Source organism: Microvirga arvi, from assembly GCF_016892765.1.
GTDB lineage: Bacteria > Pseudomonadota > Alphaproteobacteria > Rhizobiales > Beijerinckiaceae > Microvirga > Microvirga arvi.
In genome coordinates this window covers 1-1,702 of sequence record NZ_JAFEMD010000162.1, presented here as the reverse complement: position 1 = coordinate 1,702, position 1,702 = coordinate 1, and the positions used below count along the sequence as shown (strand labels likewise).

The 1,702-nt window shown below is 68.6% G+C and carries 3 protein-coding genes; all 3 read right to left on the bottom strand.

The window, feature by feature from the left end:
• On the bottom strand, positions 1-980 hold a 980-nt coding region (locus ILT44_RS30270), incomplete at its 3' end, for a monovalent cation/H+ antiporter subunit D (protein ID WP_204243312.1).
• Positions 977-1,321, bottom strand: a complete 345-nt coding sequence (locus tag ILT44_RS30265; protein ID WP_204243313.1) for a Na+/H+ antiporter subunit C — start codon at positions 1,319-1,321, stop codon at positions 977-979. The genes ILT44_RS30270 and ILT44_RS30265, both read right to left, overlap by 4 nt.
• The coding region (locus ILT44_RS30260) for an MnhB domain-containing protein (RefSeq protein ID WP_204243311.1) at positions 1,321-1,702 on the bottom strand (382 nt) is incomplete at its 5' end. The genes ILT44_RS30265 and ILT44_RS30260, both read right to left, overlap by 1 nt.

The window sequence follows — 1,702 nt, the reverse complement described above, 5'->3', positions numbered from 1 at the left end:
ATCACCGTTCCGGAGGAGACGAGCACGCTGCACCCGGCCAGCCGCGACAGGGTCTGCGAGGCCAGGATGCCGATCGTGCCGAACGCCATGGTCAGCATGCCGCCGACGAGCAGCCATTGCCCGCCGAATCCGGCGAGCGGACCCGCCTCCGGACCGAACACCAGCGTCCACAGGCGGAGGATGACGTAGACGCCTAGCTTGCTCATGACGGCGAAGATGGCGGCCGCCGGCGCGGAGACCGCCGCATAGGTGGTTGGAAGCCAGAAGTTGAGCGGCCAGGCGCCCGCCTTCATCAGGAAGGCCGTGCCGAGGATCGCCGCCGCGGCTACGAACAGCGCCGCATCGCCTGGCGTGAGGGCAGGGATGCGACTGGCGAGATCCGCCATGTTGAGCGTGCCCGTGACGCCGTAGGCCAGGCTGGCGCCGATCAGGAAGAGCAGGGAGGCTGCCAGGTTGACGGCGATGTAGGCAAGGCCTGCTCTGACGCGGGCGGTGCCATCCCCGTGCAGGACGAGGCCGTAGGAGGCGGTGAGCAGAACCTCGAAGAACACGAAGAGGTTGAAGAGGTCTCCGGTCAGGAAGGCGCCGTTGAGGCCCATGAGCTGGAGTTGGAAGAGCGTGTGGAACCGCGGCCCGGCGCGGTGCCAGCGCGCGAGCGAATACAGCAGCGACGCGATGCCGAGCACGCTGGTCAGAACCAGCATGAGGGCGGAGAGACGGTCCAGCACCAGCATGATGCCGAAGGGGGCGGGCCAGTTGCCGAGCTGGTACACCTTTGCGACCGATCCGCCCGATGCCGCAGGAGCCATGTCGGCCACGCGAAGCAGCGTGACCGATACGATCAGCAGGACCACCGTGGTCGCGATCCCGATCCCGCTCTTCACGGTGCGGCGGCGTTCGTTGAGGAGCAGCATGACGGCTCCCGAGACGAGCGGCAGCAGGATCGGCACGATGATCAGATGGTCGAGCATGCCCGTCATTGCCCGTCCTCCCGGCCGTCGACGTGGTCGGTGCCCGTGAGGCCGCGCGAGGCCAGCAGGACTACGAGGAACAGGGCCGTCGTCGCGAAGCTGATGACGATGGCGGTGAGGACCAGCGCCTGCGGCAGGGGATCGGCGTAGAGGGCCGGGTCGATGGCCTCGCTGTTCCCCAGGACCGGTGCCGCCCCGACCCGAAGGCGGCCCATGCCGAAGATGAACAGATTCACCGCATAGGAGAGCAGCGACAGGCCGATGATGACCTGAAAGGTGCGCGGACGCAGCAGCAGCCAGACGCCGGAGGCGGTCAGGACCCCGACCGCGAGTGCGAAGATGAGCTCCATCATGCGTTCTCCTTCTCAGCGGCAGGAGCCAGCCCCGGCGCGGGCTTCGGGCGGCGGATCGACTGGTGCGCCAGGGCGATGAGGATGAGCACCGTGGCCCCGACGACGACCGCGAAGACGCCGAGGTCGAACAGGAGCGCGGTGGCGGCCGGCACCTTGCCGATGGCGGGCAGGTCCAGGTACCGGAAGTAAGAGGTCAGGAACGGGTGGCCGAACAGCCAGGCCCCAGCCCCCGTGAGGACGGCGCAGAGCAGGCCGAGGCCGATCCAACTGACGGGACGGATCCGCAGCCGCGCCTCGATCCAGCGGGTCCCGCCCGCCATGTACTGGAGGATAAGGGCAATCGACATCGTGACCCCGGCCGCGAACCCCCCGCCCGGC